Source organism: Ruegeria sp. CG3 (genome assembly GCF_056537205.1).
On sequence record NZ_JBQFRC010000003.1, the window covers coordinates 114162 to 130072 of the forward strand.

The following is a 15911-nucleotide window of genomic DNA, read 5'->3' on the forward strand; positions in this document are numbered from 1 at the left end:
CGCTACCCGCGCCCTATATACGGCATCGTCGTTGCCATCACGGTCATGAACTGGACGTTGGCTTCGGGCGGCAGGCTGGCCATGTGCAGGACCGAGCGCGCGGCATCTTCGACCGCCATCCTCGGATCAGGCTCTCGCCCTTCAGCAACCGCCCTATCGACCAGGGTCTGCACCATCTGGGTTCTGGCATTTCCGATGTCAATCTGCCCACAGGCGATACCATGAGCGCGGCCGTCAAGCGACAGGCTTCGTGTCAGCCCGGTTATCGCGTGTTTGGTGGCGGTGTAGTGAACCGAATTCGGGCGCGGTACATGCGCCGCGATCGAGCCGTTGTTGATGATGCGGCCCCCCTTGGGCACCTGTCTGCGCATCAGGCCAAAGGCCGCGCGGGCGCACAGAAACATCCCGTTCAGGTTCACGTTGACGCTCTGATACCAGTCGTCCAGCGTGATCTCGTCGATCGTTCCCGCGGGGGCAAGGATCCCTGCGTTGTTGAACAGAACATCCAACCGTCCAGCCTGCGCCTGAAATTCATCGAACGCCGCCGACACCGCTTGGGGGTCGGTTACGTCGGCCACCAGGGGAATGGCGTTTTCGCGCGTTGCGGCCATCTGGCTCAGCTTGTCTGCACTGCGCGCCAGAAGGCCGACCTTCCATCCCTGGTCCAGAAACAGCTCGGCCGTCGCCCGCCCAATGCCCGAACTTGCCCCGGTTACAATGATCGTCCTCACGTCTCTTCCGCCTCCAGCGTAAGTTTTGCGGCCGGGACCGCGCGCAGGTCGTCAACCCGCAGCGGGTGGCTTGGTTTGGACAGCCGGTTGCGCACCACCCAGATCAGCCGCTCTTGCGCCCGGGTGATGGCCACATAGGCCAGCCGTTTCCACAGGGGTTGCCCGGCCTCGGTCCGGCCCATGCGGGCGGCGGCGTAAAGGTCAGGGGCAAAGACCTGCACCGTGTCCCATTGCGAGCCCTGCGCCTTGTGGATCGTCACCGCGGCCCCATGCAGAAACGTGGCCCCCATGCGCGCGGCAAAGGGGATGAAGGGCTCTTCCTCGTCGGGCTTTTCGATCTGCACGATCGACGCGGCGCTGACCTGCGGGTCTTCGGCCCCCATGACATGCAGCCGCGAGAACCCCGGCTTGCGCCCCGGCCCCAGATAGATCACCTGCGCGCCCTTGATCAGCCCGCGCGCCTCGAGGTCCAGCCGCTTCTTGCGGTGCTTCAGCGGCAGCTCGATCCCGTCACAGATCAACGGTTCACCTTCCAACAGCTCGGTCTCGGGGGCGCCATGCACCTGGCGGAAGGCCTGGATCAGCCGGATACGCGTCGCATTCCGCCAGACCAAAACCGGACTTCGGGCCATCAGGTCGACCTCGACCCGCTGGCCCCAGACCACGCGGTCATCCGTGCGTGCGGTCTGCTCGACAAGGCGTTCGAAATCCTCGAACCCCATCGCAGGATCGGCCAGCGCATGAGCCAGGTCCAGGATGGGGTTGTCGGCCTCTTGCCGGTGCACCCGGTGCAGGATCAGCTTGCGCGGTTCGGGCAGAGCATCGAACACCATCGACCCGGACTGATTCACTGGTGCCAACTGTGCCGGATCGCCGAACAGCAGCAAAGTGGGAAAGATCTCCTTGAGATCCTCGAACTGCCGGTCATCCAGCATCGAGGCCTCATCGACGAACCCGATATCCAGCGGCTCGTCGCGACGTTTCCATCCGGTTATGAAATCCGACCCGCGCAGGCCGGCGGCGGCCAGGGCACCCGGGATGGACTTGTTGTTGGCATAGAACGCGGCCGCGCGGTCCAACGCCTCGTCGGTCAGGCCTTCGATCTCGGGGCGGTCGTCATTGCCCGCCAGCCACTCGGCGATCCGTTCGTATTCCGGATCATAGACCGGCGTGTACAGAATGCGGTGAATGGTGGTGGCCGGAACACCGCGCAATCGCAACACGCTGGCGGCCTTGTTGGTCGGGGCCAAAATGGCAAGGCTGCGCTTGTCTTTCGATTTGCGGCTTTCATAGTCGCCCGAGACGATCTGAACTCCGGTCTCAGCCAGCGCCTTGTAGAGTTCGGCCAACAGCAGGGTCTTGCCCGACCCGGCCTTGCCGATCACCGCCATGACCCCCGATTCGCCCTGGCCGGGCAGCTTGAGCAGCGCATCATCTTCCAGGTCCACGCCTGCGGTTTTCAGCATCTGGGCAATGCTGTCGAACGCGGCGGCCTGATCTTCGGAAAAAGTAACCTTAGGCAGAGACATGGCGCGACCCTACAGGGCCGCGCCAACCTGCGCCAGATGCGGAATTCAACGTCAGGCAGACAGTGCGAACCGATGCCGCGCGGCGGACCCGAACGCAGTCTTGAACCACAATCGCGACAGTTCGCGCGGGATGCCCGCCCGCTCGGCCACGCGGTTGCAATCGTCAGCGGAATAGGGCCAAAGACCGACCGAAATCTGGTCACGGCCCGCCCCCTCCGAGCCCAAGACCACCGGCGAGGAACCGATTAGCCGATAGATACGGATCATCCTTGCATCAAAGACCCCGGCGATGTGGGTCAGACCGAAGCCTTCCATGATCTCCCCCCCGCTCAGCATGATTGCCCCGGCCGTGTGTGGATGAGCGGTGCGGGACAGGCAGAACCGCGTCACTTCCCAGATCAGCGGGCTGCGGATTGGGCTGCCGCCGGTCAGATGCCCGAACACCTCATTTACCATGACAGGGCCAGTCGTGGGCAATACCCGCATCGATCCGCCGTGACTGCCGTCCGGCTCTTCCCAGATGACATACAGCGGGTTCAGATCATCATACTGATCCCGTTCCTCTCCTTTGGAATTGACATGAACATCCCATCCCAAGCGGGTTTTGAATTGATCTGCGCGGTCGCGAAACATCCCCTCGGCCAATTTTGGAAATTTATGAAGCTCGTCAGCGTAAACATAACGCAGCATGACTTTTCCCCTTGTCGTCCAGTACTGGAACGAAGGGGGTACAAAGTCGTGGTTAATTTACCGTGTGGCCCTCGCGCGGGCCTTAAACCACTATTAATCCTCTGCTGAGGGCAGTGGCGATGGCATGGGTTGTATTCAGAGCACCCAGCTTGGACCGGGCGCTTTCGATATAGACACGCAATGTGTGCTCGGAAATAGACAGGGAGTGCGCGACCTGCGCCCGGCTGTAGCCCAAGGCCAGCAGCGTCATCGCGTCGATCTCGCGCGGAGAGAGACCGCGCGCGGATTCAGGTCTGCGGTCCTGCTCGAAATCCAAAGCTTTGCGGTTGAAGTAGTGGGCGAGCAGTATCAACTCGCGGCTGTAGGTCACGATGAAGGCGCCCCAAGCCTCGTCGCTGCAACTGTGATTGACCGTAAAAAGCGCGAACTGGCCATTCGGCCCACGAATTGGGATCGAATAGCCCTGATTGCCGACACCATGATCCAAAGCATCCTGCAGAAAGGCTTTTGCGACCTTGCCGGACCAGTTCAGAGATTTCCAATTGACCGGATGAAACCGCTGGAAGCAGCCCAGGATTACGGGATCTATTCGGTGATAGTTGCGTTCACGGTATCGGTCGGCCCAGGCATCCGGATAGGTGGTGTAGCCATATTGATCGCCGGCGCCATCGACCCAGTGATAGACGATGTGATCGACCTTCAGTTTGTCCCTGATGCGGACAGCAACCGCACCCAGCTCGTCAAGCGTGCTGGTGTTTTCCAAATCCTCCAGGACCTGGCTCAAATCGAACTGTGTTCCCATTCGACGGCGCTTTTGCCTCATCGTTCAGGGACGCAATTTCGGCCGCGGCGATCAGCCTGGTGTCGTCAAGCTGCTCGGCCAGCGCGGTCAACCCATTCGCAACGGCGAAGGCGTTGAGGTCCGACAATACGTCCAGTATCCACTCATTTCGCGCCATCATGGTCTCTCCGAAACAGTTAACGAAGGGTTAACACAACCATAACATGTACGCTGTTTTCTTGCCTATTCACTGCTTTCTACTCCCCAAAAACAGCGGGTCCCGAATTTGCATGGCATTGAAAAACAATGTCCCATCTTCCGAACGCAAAACGCCCGCGAACCGTCCGAACGATTCGCGGGCGCTTGCTTTCAATGCGCGGTGATCAACCGCGGGCGTCCAGAACCTCTTCCAAGGTCCGCATGCCCGTACGCGGGGCCTGAACCAAGACAGACATGTTGCCCGGCTTGTGCTCGTTCCGCATCATTTTCATGTGCGCCTCGGGCAGTTCTTTCCAAGTGAACACTTCGGACATGCAGGGATCGAGACGCCGCTCCAGCATCAGCCGGTTTGCAGCGGACGCCTGCTTGAGATGCGCGAAATGCGAACCCTGCAGACGCTTCTGGTGCATCCACATGTACCGAACGTCAAAGGTCAGGTTGTAGCCGGTGGTCCCGGCGCAGATCACGACCATGCCACCTTTTTTGACGACAAAGGTCGAGACCGGGAAGGTGCTCTCGCCGGGGTGTTCGAACACCATGTCGACGTTCACGCCCTTGCCCGTGATGTCCCAGATCGCCTTGCCGAACTTGCGGGCCTCTTTGAACCACTCGGCATATTCAGGTGTGTTGACCGTAGGCAACTGGCCCCAGCAGTTGAAGTCCTTGCGGTTGATGACGCCCTTGGCGCCCAGCCCCATCACGAAGTCCCGCTTGCTTTCGTCCGAGATCACGCCGATTGCGTTGGCGCCGGCCGTGTTGATCAGCTGGATCGCGTAGGAGCCCAGCCCCCCCGACGCGCCCCAGACCAGAACGTTCTGGCCCGGCTTCAGATCATGCGGCTCGTGCCCGAACAGCATCCGATAGGCAGTGGCCAGCGTCAGCGTGTAGCAGGCGCTTTCTTCCCAAGTCAGGTGCTTGGGGCGCGGCATCAGCTGTTGCGCCTGCACGTTGGTGAATTGCGCAAATGACCCATCGGGCGTTTCATAGCCCCAGATGCGCTGGCTGGGCGAATACATCGGATCGCCGCCGTTGCACTCTTCATCGTCGCCGTCGTCCTGGTTGCAGTGGATCACGACCTCGTCGCCGACCTTCCAGCGTTTCACCTTGTCGCCCACCGCCCAGACGATGCCCGACGCATCCGAGCCCGCGATGTGATACGGGGCCTTGTGGCCATCAAAGGGGCTGATCGGTTTGCCGAGCGAGGCCCAAACACCGTTGTAGTTGACGCCCGCCGCCATCACCAGAACCAGCACTTCGTGGCTGTCCAGCTTGGGCACATCGACCACCTCCAACTGCATCGCAGTGTCGGGCTCGCCGTGGCGCTCTCTACGGATGGCCCACGCATACATCTGTTTGGGCACATATCCCATCGGAGGGATTTCACCCATCTCATAGAGGTCTTTTTCCGGTGCCTCGTAGGACGCGATGCCGCCGTCGGTGTCCAAAGCCATTGTGGCCTCCTCTGTCAAACGTGTTCGCCGCGACGCAGAATCGCGCGCTTCATAGGCTGGAATATTGGCCCATGAGTAATTTTGCAACCCATTTCGGATCATTATTGAAATTTTATGACCCAGCGACCGCAGAAATTTCTTTTGCAGCCGCAGAACCATCCGGGTCTTCGCTGATGGGCGCTGAGGCCGCATAATACTTCATCAGATCCAGCCGCTCGACCGATGGCGACAGCATACCGTTGTTTCTGCTCAGTATTCGCCGTTCGACCAGTTGTTCGATCGCTGGCGGGATGGCCTTCAGGTCTTCGTCCGTGGCGCCCTCGCGCCGCATCAGCTCGACGATCCGTGACTGAACGTCAGACTCGGAGATGGTGCCGTTTTCGCGAACGAGCCAGCACGCGGCGGGCGCTGGGACCAAAGGAATCGCCCGGCCAATCCGGCGCATCAACTCTCGAGCCAGATCCGTCATCAGGTCCGGGCCGGCTTGTTCGCGAAACTCCTGCAGCGAAATGGGCAGGCCGTATCGGACCGAGGCAAGACCGAACCGTTTGTAACGCCCGATGATACGGCGCCATATCTGTTTCAGGCTCCACCTTGTGATCACGCCGATCCGCGCGCGGAAACGCCGTTCGCTGCCCAAGGCGGCGGCGGTCAGAATCGTATCCTCCAGCACCCGGTCATAGTTCAGCGCAACCGGCACGAACACGACGTCGCGACCATCGGGACTGGTGCCGTCGATGATGTATTTCAGCAGTCCCAGTTTGGGTCGTCCCAAAGACCCGGTGAGGCTCAGACCGCCCTCGGGGAACATCGCCTGCGTCACACCGGCATTGGTGGCCAGGCGCACATAGCTGGCCAGAACCTGCCGGTAGAGTTCGCTGCCGGACTTGCGTCGAATAAAATAAGCCCCCATCGCGCGGATCAACCGGCTGAGCGGCCAAACCCGTGCCCACTCGCCCACCGCATAGGACAGCGCCGACTGTTGCGCGGCCAGATAGGTCACCAGAACATAATCCATGTTGCTCCGGTGGTTCATCACAAAGACCACGGTTGCTTTGGGATCGATCTCCTTCAATGCGGCCTCGTCCTCGTGGCTGAGGCGGACATTGTAGAACGCGTTGCTCAACCATCGAGCCAACCGAATGGCAAAGCTGAAATACATGAAGGCCGAAAACGACGGGACGATTTCCCGGGCGTAGCGCCGGGCCTGCTCGAACGCGACCGCTTCGGGGATTCCATGTTCTTCGGCGTGGTGCTGAACAGCCTGACCAACCTGCGGGTCATAGATCAGGCGTTGGATCATGTCATGACGCTCGGCCAGTTTGAACGGCTGGATCGGCCGTTGCAGGCGCTGGTTCAACCGTTCAACAGCCCGTTCAAGCCGACGGCGAAAGAACCAGCGCACCGACGGGAACAGGAAATGCGAGGCAAAAGTGACCGCGGCAAACACCACGATCAGAACAAACAGCCAAATCGGTAACTCAACGGTCTGCGTCATGCCCGCACAGTGCCACCAAACCGCCGCTGTCACAATCGGCAGCACGCCGTACATGCCGCAACGCAGCGAATTGACATGTGCTGAAAATTGCGCTTTAGAACCCATGAGAGAAATATTGTTACCCATCGACGCATGAGGCTCTGACCATGACGCAGACGCAGAAAGACCGCCCCTGGCTCATCCGAACCTATGCCGGTCATTCCACGGCCAAAGCCTCGAACGCGCTGTACCGGTCCAACCTGGCCAAAGGGCAGACCGGTCTGTCAGTGGCCTTCGATCTGCCGACGCAGACCGGATATGACAGCGATCACACCCTGGCCCGGGGCGAGGTCGGCAAGGTCGGGGTGCCCGTCTGCCACCTGGGCGACATGCGGGTGCTGTTCGACCAGATCCCGCTGGAGCAGATGAACACCTCGATGACGATCAACGCCACGGCCCCCTGGCTGCTGGCGCTGTATATCGCGGTGGCCGAGGAACAGGGCGCCGATGTGTCCAAGCTGCAGGGCACGGTGCAGAACGACCTGATCAAGGAATACCTGAGCCGCGGCACCTATGTCTGCCCGCCCAAACCTTCACTGAAGATGATCGCGGACGTGGCCGAGTATTGTTATTCGAACGTACCGAAATGGAACCCGATGAACGTGTGTTCCTACCACCTGCAAGAGGCCGGCGCGACGCCCGAGCAGGAGCTGGCCTATGCGCTGGCCACCGCCATCGCGGTACTGGACGAGCTGCGCCCCCGCGTTCCGGCCGAGGACTTTCCGGCGCTGTGCGGCCGCATCTCGTTTTTCGTGAATGCGGGCATCCGGTTTGTCACCGAAATGTGCAAAATGCGGGCTTTCGTCGATCTTTGGGATGAAATCCTGCAACAGCGCTATGGCGTGGAAAACCCCAAGTTCCGCCGATTCCGCTATGGTGTTCAGGTCAACTCTCTGGGCCTGACCGAGCAGCAGCCCGAGAACAACGTCTATCGCATCCTGATCGAGATGCTGGCCGTGACCCTGTCGAAAAAGGCGCGCGCCCGGGCGGTGCAACTGCCAGCGTGGAATGAGGCCTTGGGCCTGCCGCGCCCCTGGGACCAGCAATGGTCGATGCGGATGCAGCAGATCCTGGCTTATGAGACCGACCTGCTGGAATACGACGACCTGTTCGATGGCAACACGGTGGTCGACGCCAAGGTCGAGGAACTGAAGCAGGGCGCCCGGGCCGAACTGGCCAATCTGGACTCGATGGGTGGTGCGGTTGCGGCGATCGACTACATGAAATCGCGGCTGGTGGATTCCAACGCCGAGCGTCTCAACCGGATCGAGCGCAATGAAACCATCGTCGTCGGCGTGAACCGCTGGACCGAGGGCGAACCCTCGCCCCTGCAGACCGAGGATGGCGGGATCATGGTCGTCGATCCGGCGGTCGAGCAGGAACAGATCGCGCGCCTGAACGACTGGCGTGCCGCCCGCGATGACGCTGCCGTGGTCGCGGCGCTGGCCGATCTGCGCGCCGCCGCGCAATCGGGTGCCAACATCATGGAGCCCTCGATCGCCGCGGCCAAGGCCGGTGTCACCACCGGCGAGTGGGCCGAAGAGATGCGCCGCGTCTTTGGCACCTATCGCGGCCCGACGGGCGTTTCGGGCTCGGTCTCGAACAAGACCGAAGGCCTGGACGACTTGCGCGCAGCGGTGGATGCAGTCAGCGACCGCCTTGGGCGTCGTCTGAAATTCCTGGTCGGCAAGCCGGGGCTGGACGGCCATTCCAACGGCGCCGAGCAGATCGCTTTTCGCGCCCGCGATTGCGGCATGGACATCACATATGACGGCATACGCCTGACCCCCGAGGAAATCGTGGCTTCGGCCATCGAGCAGCAAGCCCATGTGATCGGCCTGTCGATCCTATCCGGCAGCCATCTGCCGCTGGTTCAGGAAGTGATGACACGCCTGCGAGAAGCGGGTCTGGGTGATATTCCGGTTGTCGTCGGAGGCATCATCCCGGACGAAGACGCGGATCGTCTCAGATCAATGGGTGTTGCCAAGGTCTATACGCCCAAGAATTTCGAGCTGAATGCCATAATGGGGGATATCGTTTTGCTGGCCGATCCAAAAACGCTGGCCGCGGAATAATCGCCCAAAATTAATTCCATTGCCCATTTCGTTTAAAGAATGGCCATTGATTGGGATTCTCCGTAACGTTGCCTGATGAGTAAAAAATGAATCAGGTGGGTACGGAGAACGACAATGGGCATAAATCTGGAAAAGCTGTCGCGTAAGGAATTGCTTGAATTGCGCGATCAGGTCGACAAGGCGCTGGAAAACGCTGAGGCCAGAGAGCGTCAGGAAGCATTGATGGCCGCTGAAAAAGCAGCTGCCGCTTACGGGTTTTCCTTGTCCGACTTGGCGTCTCAGCCCACGCGGTCCGGCAAGGGATCGAAAGCCAAAGCGAAATATCGCAATCCGGCCGATCCGGCGCAAACCTGGACGGGGCGTGGGCGAAAACCGAAATGGGTCCACGAAGCGCTGAAAGCCGGGGCAGATATTTCCGATCTGGAAATCTGAACGGGAAAAGTATCAAAATGACAATTCACATTGGCGCCGAAAAAGGCGAAATCGCCGAGACCGTGCTTTTGCCGGGTGATCCGTATCGTGCGAAATGGGCCGCCGAAACTTTTCTGAACAATGTGCGGCAAATCAACGATGTCCGCGGGATGCTGGGTTTCACCGGCGAATGGAAAGGAAACCCGGTCACCATTCAGGGCAGCGGAATGGGAATGCCGTCGCTGTCCATTTACGTAAATGAACTGATCCGGGACTACGGTGCAAAAACCCTGATCCGCATCGGGTCTTGCGGCGGCATGCAGGAAAACGTGAAGGTCCGGGATGTTATCCTGGCCATGACGTCAACGACGCTCAGCACCCCGTCCCGGGGCATCATGAAAGAGCTCAACTTTGCGCCTTGTGCAGATTGGGGCCTGCTGCAGGCTGCCGCCAAAGCAGCCGAGGCCAAGGGCACGGCAACCCATATCGGCGGCATCTACTCGTCTGACGTTTTCTATGACGAACGCCCCGACCTGAACGAACAGATGGTGCGTCACGGAATCCTGGGTGTCGAAATGGAGGCAGCCGAGTTGTATATCCTGGCCGCGCGGCACAAATGCCAGGCCTTGGCGGTTCTGACCGTGTCCGATCACCTTCTGACCGGCGAGGCCCTGCCCTCGTCCGAGCGCCAGAGCAGCTTTGGTGACATGGTGGAAATTGCGCTGCAGGCCGCCTTCCCGAACGCCTGACACAAACCGGCCCGGGTCACCCCCGGGCCTCAGCGCCCATGCGTACGGTCATAGCCATTGGGCGCTGGACTTTGCCATCCGCTCAGCGTGCCTTCGGCAGGTGCGAAAACCTCGACCAACAGCGGGTGACAGGCGGCGGTATCCGACGAGTGCTCGGACGAGCAATCCCCACCCGGACAGGCGCTGAGGTCTCCCAGAAGGTCGATTTCCGCGAAGAACTCCAAGTGGTCACCCGGTCGAACCGGTGAAGCCTTCATGAAATACTGCCCCGTATCGCGGGTAAAGCCGGTGCACATGAATACGTTCAACACGTCGTGCACCAAACGCTCGGATACCGGTATTTCCAGACCAGTATGGTCAGCCAGCGCCCGGGTCAGGTTGGAGTGGCAGCAATGATGGTACTGAGTGCCCGACAGCAGGTTTCCGGTATATGGATCGCAACGCGTTCCGATCACGTCATGCACCGATCCGCCGAATTGATCGATTCCGTACCAGTCCAAGGTGTCCGCAACGATCGTGGCCATCGGGCGCAGAAAGGGAAAGCTGGACCATAGCCGCTCGCCGGTCGTGACATGGGTGCCATGCAATGCACGCGTCTTGCCCGAATAGAAACGTTCGTTCAGGTCGTGCAGGTTCCACAGGTTCAGGTCGCCGACCTGCGGGCCTTCGACCGAGGTGATCCGAAAGAAGTGTCCGGCCGGCACCTCAAAGCAACGGGCATCACGTGGCGGCACCAGAACTTCGGCTGTCTTTCGCGCGCTCTTTCGGGCGTCCAGCAGCAGGTCAAGGTCAACGCTGGGCAGGGTGTCATTTGGGTAGCAAATGACTGGAGCGATCCCGCGGCGGGCGGCGGCATCCGAAGGAGGATTTGGCATTCTGCATCTTTCCGCTGTTTTGCGCAGATTGACCCAGAATGACCTTTGGGAAAACCCCGTTTCCCTCCGGCAAAAAGGCTTATTTCCGTTCGCATCGCGTGGGCTGCGTCTCGGAGACGGAAACCGCCCCGCAATACGCACAACTCCACGTGCCGGCCTGCCTGTGCTGTCGCCACCGGCAGTCCCGGGTCAAAGAAGACGTGCGGGACCGCCAGACGAAATAGGCGAACACGCCGGCGCCGAGCAGAAGCAGAAGAACAGGCATTCCCCTGCTTCGCGCAATATACGCCGGGACTCAAGACTTGGCTTGGTAAACTCAGGCCGCGTTGGCGTATTCAAACAGCTCCGGCTCTGCATCTCTTGCAGGCTTGACCGGCTCGGGCTCGTAATAGGCCCAGGCTTGCTCAAGATATACCAAGGCTTTGGCTGCGTCTGATTTTTTGGATTCGTTCTTCATCGGAGTGATCCTGTTTCCAATCCGTCACTCCTCCCCGATACCGAACATAGTCTTGGCCGGGGCGGCCCACATCCAATGATTTCGCATGTGGGCCATGCACTTGCCGCAACGCGGCAAGCACGTTGGTCGTCATCGTTCAAACTGCGCGTTCGACCATCATCTTCTTGATCTCGGCAATCGCCTTGGCCGGGTTCAGACCCTTGGGGCAGGTCTTTGCACAGTTCATGATCGTATGGCACCGATACAGCTTGAACGGATCCTCAAGCTGATCCAGACGCTCGCCGGTGGCTTCGTCGCGGCTGTCGATGATCCAGCGATAGGCGTGCAGCAGCGCGGCGGGGCCAAGATAGCGGTCGCCGTTCCACCAATAGCTGGGGCACGAGGTCGAGCAGCTGGCGCACATCACGCATTCATACAGCCCGTCCAGCTTCTTGCGGTCCTCGATCGACTGCCGCCATTCTTTCGCAGGCCGGTTGGTCTTGGTTTCCAGCCACGGCATGATGCTGGCGTGCTGCGCATAGAAATGCGTCAGGTCGGGGATCAGGTCCTTGACCACCGGCATGTGCGGCAGCGGATAGATCTTCACGTCGCCCTTGATCTCGTCCATGCCGTAGATGCAGGCCAGCGTGTTGATCCCGTCGATGTTCATCGCGCAAGAGCCGCAGATCCCCTCGCGGCACGACCGGCGGAAGGTCAGCGTCGGGTCGATCTTGTTCTTGATGTAGATCAGCGCATCCAAAACCATCGGCCCGCAATCCTCCATGTCGACGAAATAGGTATCGACCCGCGGGTTCTGGCCATCGTCAGGGTTCCAGCGATAAATCTGGAACTTGCGCACGTTGCTCGCGCCTTCCGGTTTCGGCCAGGTCTTGCCCGTCGTAATCCGGGAATTCGTAGGGAGGGTCAGTTGGACCATGTGTTCCTCTCCTCAGAATGTCCGCGCCTTGGGCGCGATCTTTTCAAGGCTGATACCGCCTTCAGCCTCGGTGCTCAGCGGATCGACGATGACCGGGCGATAGCTGAGTTCGACCCTGTTCCCGTCAACCCGGGACACGGTGTGAACACGCCAGTTTTCGTCATCGCGCTCGGTGAAGTCTTCGTGTGCATGAGCGCCGCGGGATTCCTTCCGCGCTTCGGCGCCGACGATTGTGGCAAGCGCGTTGGGCATCAGGTTGGTCAGTTCCAGCGTCTCCATCAGGTCGCTGTTCCAGATCAAGCTGCGATCCGTGACCTTGATGTCCTCCATCTTGGCCGCGATTGCGGTCATCTTCTCGACCCCTTCGGCCAGGGTCTTGGCCGTCCGGAACACCGCAGCATCCGCCTGCATGGTTTTCTGCATCTCAAGCCGCAGATCGGCCGTCGGGATTGCACCGCTGGCATTGCGCACCGCATCGAACCGATCAAACGCCTTGTCGACCGAGGCCTGGTTCAGGACCGGGTTGGGCGTTTCGGGGTCGACGACCTTGCCGGCCCGGATCGCCGCCGCACGGCCAAAGACCACGAGGTCGATCAATGAGTTCGACCCCAACCGGTTCGCTCCGTGAACCGACGCGCAACCGGCTTCGCCGACGGCCATCAGGCCGGGCACGACGGCGTTCGGATCGTCGGCGGTCGGGTTCAACACCTCGCCCCAATAGTTGGTCGGAATACCGCCCATGTTGTAGTGCACGGTCGGAAGAACCGGGATCGGTTCCTTGGTGACATCCACGCCGGCGAAGATCTTTGCGCTTTCCGAGATGCCCGGCAAACGCTCATGCAGGGCTTCGGCTGGTAGATGGCTTAGGTTCAGGTGAATATGGTCGCCTTCGGGACCGACCCCGCGCCCTTCGCGGATTTCCATTGTCATCGAACGCGAGACATAGTCGCGCGGTGCGAGGTCCTTGTATTGGGGAGCGTAGCGCTCCATGAACCGTTCACCTTCCGAGTTGGTCAGATATCCACCTTCGCCGCGGGCGCCTTCGGTGATCAGGCAGCCCGAGCCGTAGATGCCGGTCGGGTGAAACTGCACGAATTCCATGTCCTGCAAGGCCAGGCCGGCACGGGCCACCATGCCGCCGCCGTCGCCGGTGCAGGTGTGGGCCGAGGTCGCGCTGAAATAGGCGCGGCCGTAACCGCCCGTGGCCAGAACCACCATCTTGGCGTTGAAGACATGCATGGTGCCGTCGTCCAGCTTCCAGCAGACGACGCCTTGGCACTGCCCTGCTTCGGACATGATCAGGTCAATGGCGAAATATTCGATGTAGAATTCCGCGTTGTTCTTCAGTGACTGCCCGTACAATGTGTGCAGAATCGCGTGACCGGTCCGGTCGGCAGCAGCACAGGTGCGCTGAACTGCGGGGCCTTCACCGAATTCGGTCGTGTGGCCACCAAAGGGACGCTGATAGATCTTGCCTTCTTCGGTGCGCGAGAACGGCACACCGTAATGCTCCAACTCATAGACGGCCTTGGGTGCCTCGCGCGCCAGGTATTCCATCGCGTCGGTGTCACCCAGCCAGTCCGAGCCCTTGACGGTGTCATACATGTGCCACTGCCAATGGTCGGGGCCCATGTTCGATAGCGACGCCGCAATGCCACCCTGCGCCGCAACGGTGTGCGAGCGGGTCGGAAAAACCTTGGTTACGCAAGCGGTGCGCAGACCTTGTTCGGCCATGCCCAGCGTGGCACGCAGACCGGCCCCACCGGCGCCGACCACGACCACGTCATATTCGTGCGTTTCGTATTCGTAAGCAGCCATTTCATTCAGCTCCGGGGTGTTAGAGGGCAATGCGGGCGACCGCGAAGATACCTGCGGCCGCGGCGCCATATGAGAGACACTTCACGAGAATGATCAGAACCTTTTCCATTGTGCCGTGCACATAGTCCTCGATCATCACCTGGGCACCATCAGCGAAATGCTTGAACCCGACGGCCAGCGTCAGGGCCGCCACGATCGCCGGGAATGGCCGCGAGTAATAGTCCAGCACCACGTCAAAGGGCTGTCCCAGCGTGGGGCCGAATGTGAAGACGAAAAGCGGGACAAGGATCAGCAGCGCAACCGAGCTGACCTTCATCGCCCAAAAATGTTCGGTGCCCGACTTGGCCGATCCCAGGCCTACGGCGCGTTTGCGGTCGGTAAGATAACGCATGTCAGCCTCCCTCAGGCAACGATCAACAGTGTCAGGAAAGTCAGCACGAAAGAGCCGATCACAACCGCCCAGCCCAGCTTGTAGGCTGTCGGGATATCCAGTCCGATCGCGTTGTCCCAGATCAGGTGCCGGATGCCGGCAAGCGTGTGGTACCAAAGACCCCAAAGCGACAGTGCCATGACCAAGTCCCCGAGGAGCGACGTGATCACACCATTGGCGCGATCAAAGGCTTCGGGCGACGTGGCTGCGGCCAAGAACCACCAGACGATCAACAGCGCGGCCACCAACATGGCATTGCCGGTGATCCGGGTCAGGATGGAAGTGACAGAGGTCAACTGCGGACGATAGATCGACAGATGCGGCGATAGCGGGCGGTTCCCCCGATTGACATCGGCCATGGCGGCTCCTTTTGAGGTTGGCTACCGAAGTTTTTACTCCATTTTGCGACCCTGTCACGCGCTGCGCGTGCAAAAAAGATCAAATCACCCGCAATTCGGCCGATAATTCGGAAACGTGATCACACAAAATATTCTCGTGATCACAAAATGCATTCCAACCCTCCAATGTTAGCGTTTTCAAGGGTCAAGCAATGTGATCACGAATCTTTCTGCGCTCAGCGCAGATCGGCAGTCTGCCGCGTGACTTCACGCAGAAGTTTTTTCCGGATCCGTTCGGGATAGTCCTTGAAACCGGCAGCCGATACGACGAAGGCCCCTTCGCCGACTATGACGTTTTCAAAGAAATAGGCCGTCAGGTCTGGTTCGCTCTCCTCGATCGCAATTGCGTTCACCGTAATCCCCTGACGGCGCAAAAGGTCCCGGATCTCGGCGGGTTCAACCCCTTCGTTCGAGACGCCGTCCCCCGAGATGTCGATCAGATGACGCTTGCACTCGGGCACCTCGAGAAAGCTGTTCACGGTCATTTCCAGCGCCTCACCGATCGCGGTCGAGAAATTGCGCCAGACACGCGGATCGGCAGACACTTTTGCGGCAAACGCATCCAGTGCGTCGAACCCGTCAATTTTGGTCCAGGGGATGGTGATCCGCTGCCGCGAGGTCCCGGTCCATTGCACCAGCATCAACCGGGCCTGGCCGCGCACCAGCGCCTCGGACACGACCGGGTCGCGCAGTCCGGCCGCCAGACCATCCATCTGGATGCGGTATTCCGAACTGTCGACCGAGCCGGACACATCCACGGCCAGCGCCAGCGCCAGTTCGCAGGCCGACGCCGGGCGGGCAAGGCAGAGCGCGGCAGCAAGGTTACGCAGATAAGACATGAGCC

Annotated in this window: 16 protein-coding genes; 3 read left to right on the forward strand and 13 right to left on the reverse strand. The window is 60.3% G+C overall.

Translation table 11 applies throughout. From position 1 onward, the window contains the following. Positions 1–2: 2 nt before the first annotated feature. The 6 genes from ACR0NB_RS13845 to ACR0NB_RS13870 all read right to left on the reverse strand — a co-directional run bounded on the left by ACR0NB_RS13845 (position 3) and on the right by ACR0NB_RS13870 (position 6899). On the reverse strand, positions 3–731 hold the full coding sequence (locus ACR0NB_RS13845; RefSeq protein WP_480775982.1) for an SDR family oxidoreductase: 729 nt from the start codon (positions 729–731) through the stop codon (positions 3–5). Beyond that, a complete protein-coding gene (locus tag ACR0NB_RS13850) occupies positions 728–2260 on the reverse strand; it encodes an ATP-dependent DNA helicase (RefSeq protein ID WP_480632413.1) in 1533 nt (510 codons plus the stop codon). Before ACR0NB_RS13850 ends, ACR0NB_RS13845 begins: the two co-directional genes overlap by 4 nt. 51 nt (positions 2261–2311) lie before the next feature. After that, positions 2312–2950, reverse strand: a complete 639-nt coding sequence (locus ACR0NB_RS13855) for an acyl-homoserine-lactone synthase (RefSeq protein WP_170360153.1) — start codon at positions 2948–2950, stop codon at positions 2312–2314. An 82-nt stretch (positions 2951–3032) separates the two neighbouring features. Then, the gene (locus tag ACR0NB_RS13860) at positions 3033–3752 is read right to left on the reverse strand and encodes a helix-turn-helix transcriptional regulator (protein ID WP_170342173.1); all 720 of its coding nucleotides are present in this window, start codon (positions 3750–3752) and stop codon (positions 3033–3035) included. A 362-nt stretch (positions 3753–4114) separates the two neighbouring features. Further along, positions 4115–5401, reverse strand: a complete 1287-nt coding sequence (gene ccrA / locus ACR0NB_RS13865; RefSeq protein WP_170372225.1) for a crotonyl-CoA carboxylase/reductase — start codon at positions 5399–5401, stop codon at positions 4115–4117. 112 nt (positions 5402–5513) lie between these two features. Continuing rightward, a complete protein-coding gene (locus ACR0NB_RS13870) occupies positions 5514–6899 on the reverse strand; it encodes a 1-acyl-sn-glycerol-3-phosphate acyltransferase (RefSeq protein WP_480775983.1) in 1386 nt (461 codons plus the stop codon). 146 nt (positions 6900–7045) lie between these two features. Here ACR0NB_RS13870 and ACR0NB_RS13875 point away from each other — a divergent pair, with 146 nt between their 5' ends. The 3 genes from ACR0NB_RS13875 to deoD all read left to right on the forward strand — a co-directional run bounded on the left by ACR0NB_RS13875 (position 7046) and on the right by deoD (position 10173). Next, positions 7046–9013 carry a protein meaA gene (locus ACR0NB_RS13875; RefSeq protein ID WP_480775984.1) on the forward strand — a complete coding sequence of 656 codons (1968 nt, stop codon included), beginning with the start codon at positions 7046–7048 and terminating at the stop codon, positions 9011–9013. A gap of 114 nt (positions 9014–9127) precedes the next feature. Further along, positions 9128–9445, forward strand: coding sequence for an H-NS histone family protein (locus ACR0NB_RS13880; protein WP_170436077.1), 318 nt, complete (start codon positions 9128–9130; stop codon positions 9443–9445). Between the two features lie 17 nt (positions 9446–9462). Next, complete coding sequence (deoD, locus tag ACR0NB_RS13885) at positions 9463–10173, forward strand: purine-nucleoside phosphorylase (RefSeq protein ID WP_170373075.1); 711 nt, start codon at positions 9463–9465, stop codon at positions 10171–10173. A gap of 29 nt (positions 10174–10202) precedes the next feature. Here the strand turns inward: deoD and ACR0NB_RS13890 are convergent, their stop codons facing one another. The 7 genes from ACR0NB_RS13890 to ACR0NB_RS13920 all read right to left on the reverse strand — a co-directional run bounded on the left by ACR0NB_RS13890 (position 10203) and on the right by ACR0NB_RS13920 (position 15906). Then, positions 10203–11048, reverse strand: a complete 846-nt coding sequence (locus tag ACR0NB_RS13890; protein WP_480434532.1) for an urea carboxylase-associated family protein — start codon at positions 11046–11048, stop codon at positions 10203–10205. Positions 11049–11364: 316 nt separating this feature from the next. Then, the gene (locus tag ACR0NB_RS13895; protein ID WP_480775985.1) at positions 11365–11505 is read right to left on the reverse strand and encodes a hypothetical protein; all 141 of its coding nucleotides are present in this window, start codon (positions 11503–11505) and stop codon (positions 11365–11367) included. A gap of 136 nt (positions 11506–11641) precedes the next feature. Further along, the gene (locus ACR0NB_RS13900; protein WP_480775986.1) at positions 11642–12421 is read right to left on the reverse strand and encodes a succinate dehydrogenase iron-sulfur subunit; all 780 of its coding nucleotides are present in this window, start codon (positions 12419–12421) and stop codon (positions 11642–11644) included. Between the two features lie 12 nt (positions 12422–12433). Next, positions 12434–14239, reverse strand: a complete 1806-nt coding sequence (sdhA, locus tag ACR0NB_RS13905; protein ID WP_480775987.1) for a succinate dehydrogenase flavoprotein subunit — start codon at positions 14237–14239, stop codon at positions 12434–12436. 19 nt (positions 14240–14258) lie between these two features. After that, positions 14259–14630, reverse strand: a complete 372-nt coding sequence (gene sdhD, locus ACR0NB_RS13910) for a succinate dehydrogenase, hydrophobic membrane anchor protein (RefSeq protein ID WP_093963475.1) — start codon at positions 14628–14630, stop codon at positions 14259–14261. 11 nt (positions 14631–14641) lie between these two features. Next, the gene (sdhC, locus tag ACR0NB_RS13915) at positions 14642–15028 is read right to left on the reverse strand and encodes a succinate dehydrogenase, cytochrome b556 subunit (protein ID WP_170343324.1); all 387 of its coding nucleotides are present in this window, start codon (positions 15026–15028) and stop codon (positions 14642–14644) included. A gap of 215 nt (positions 15029–15243) precedes the next feature. Further along, positions 15244–15906 (reverse strand): DUF1194 domain-containing protein, encoded by a 663-nt coding sequence (locus ACR0NB_RS13920; protein ID WP_480775988.1) that lies wholly within the window; start codon positions 15904–15906, stop codon positions 15244–15246. Positions 15907–15911: the final 5 nt, after the last annotated feature.

Bases quoted from the DNA above. Each gene is read 5' to 3' on its own strand.
- ACR0NB_RS13850 (WP_480632413.1), bottom strand. From the start codon at position 2,260: ATGTCTCTGCCTAAGGTTACTTTTTCCGAAGATCAGGCCGCCGCGTTC.
- ACR0NB_RS13855 (WP_170360153.1), bottom strand. From the start codon at position 2,950: ATGCTGCGTTATGTTTACGCTGACGAGCTTCATAAATTTCCAAAATTG.
- ACR0NB_RS13860 (WP_170342173.1), bottom strand. From the start codon at position 3,752: ATGGGAACACAGTTCGATTTGAGCCAGGTCCTGGAGGATTTGGAAAAC.
- ccrA (WP_170372225.1), bottom strand. From the start codon at position 5,401: ATGGCTTTGGACACCGACGGCGGCATCGCGTCCTACGAGGCACCGGAA.
- ACR0NB_RS13870 (WP_480775983.1), bottom strand. From the start codon at position 6,899: ATGACGCAGACCGTTGAGTTACCGATTTGGCTGTTTGTTCTGATCGTG.
- ACR0NB_RS13875 (WP_480775984.1), top strand. From the start codon at position 7,046: ATGACGCAGACGCAGAAAGACCGCCCCTGGCTCATCCGAACCTATGCC.
- ACR0NB_RS13880 (WP_170436077.1), top strand. From the start codon at position 9,128: ATGGGCATAAATCTGGAAAAGCTGTCGCGTAAGGAATTGCTTGAATTG.
- deoD (WP_170373075.1), top strand. From the start codon at position 9,463: ATGACAATTCACATTGGCGCCGAAAAAGGCGAAATCGCCGAGACCGTG.
- ACR0NB_RS13890 (WP_480434532.1), bottom strand. From the start codon at position 11,048: ATGCCAAATCCTCCTTCGGATGCCGCCGCCCGCCGCGGGATCGCTCCA.
- ACR0NB_RS13895 (WP_480775985.1), bottom strand. From the start codon at position 11,505: ATGAAGAACGAATCCAAAAAATCAGACGCAGCCAAAGCCTTGGTATAT.
- ACR0NB_RS13900 (WP_480775986.1), bottom strand. From the start codon at position 12,421: ATGGTCCAACTGACCCTCCCTACGAATTCCCGGATTACGACGGGCAAG.
- sdhA (WP_480775987.1), bottom strand. From the start codon at position 14,239: ATGGCTGCTTACGAATACGAAACGCACGAATATGACGTGGTCGTGGTC.
- sdhD (WP_093963475.1), bottom strand. From the start codon at position 14,630: ATGCGTTATCTTACCGACCGCAAACGCGCCGTAGGCCTGGGATCGGCC.
- sdhC (WP_170343324.1), bottom strand. From the start codon at position 15,028: ATGGCCGATGTCAATCGGGGGAACCGCCCGCTATCGCCGCATCTGTCG.
- ACR0NB_RS13920 (WP_480775988.1), bottom strand. From the start codon at position 15,906: ATGTCTTATCTGCGTAACCTTGCTGCCGCGCTCTGCCTTGCCCGCCCG.